A 988-nucleotide genomic window follows, 5' to 3' on the forward strand; every position below is an offset into this window, starting at 1 on the left:
CGAAAGGCTCCGGCGATGCGCGAATGCAGCCGCTTTACTTCCTCATCACCACGGCGGGGACGGATACACAGTCCATCTGCTACGAGACGCACCAGAAAGCGAAAGACATTCTGGAAGGTCGAAAGATTGACCCGACCTTCTATCCCGTGATCTATGGAGCGAAGGAAGATGAGGATTGGACAGATCCCGAGGTATGGAAACGGTCGAATCCGTCCCTCGGCATCACGGTCGGCATCGACAAGGTACAGGCGGCTTGTGATTCGGCACGGCAGAATCCCGCCGAGGAAAACAGCTTTCGTCAGCTCCGTCTGAACCAGTGGGTGAAGCAGTCCGTACGGTGGATGCCGATGGATAAGTGGGATGCGTGTGCCATACCCGTGGATGCAGAAGGCTTGGAAGGTCGCGTCTGCTACGGCGGTCTTGACCTTTCCTCCACGATGGATATTACGGCATTTGTCCTCGTGTTTCCTCCGACGGAGGAAGATGAGCCGTTTGCCGTCCTTCCGTACTTTTGGATTCCAGAGGAGAACATTGACCTGCGTGTGCGGCGCGACCACGTTCCGTACGACGTGTGGGAGAGGCAAGGTTTCCTGCAAACAACAGAGGGAAACGTCGTGCATTATGGATTCATCGAGGCGTTCATTGAGAAGCTGGGCGAAAAGTACAACATCCGAGAGATTGCGTTCGACCGATGGGGCGCGGTGCAGATGGTACAGAACCTCGAAGGAATGGGATTCACCGTTGTTCCGTTCGGGCAGGGCTTCAAGGATATGAGTCCGCCGACCAAAGAGCTGATGAAGCTGACGCTGGAAAAGAAAATAGCGCACGGCGGGCATCCCGTCATGCGCTGGATGGCAGACAACATCTTCATTCGCACCGATCCTGCGGGGAACATCAAGGCGGACAAGGAGAAGTCCACCGAGAAGATTGACGGTGTGATTGCGCTCATCATGGCTCTGGATCGTGCGATTCGGTGTGGAAATGATAC

Annotated in this window: 1 protein-coding gene; it reads left to right on the forward strand. The window is 55.5% G+C overall.

The annotated features are described in order from the left end of the window. Positions 1–988 (forward strand): terminase large subunit (locus HMPREF9163_RS04435; RefSeq protein ID WP_009440474.1); only part of this gene is annotated, 988 nt, incomplete at both ends.

The organism is Selenomonas sp. oral taxon 138 str. F0429 (assembly GCF_000318175.2).
GTDB lineage: Bacteria > Bacillota > Negativicutes > Selenomonadales > Selenomonadaceae > Centipeda > Centipeda timonae.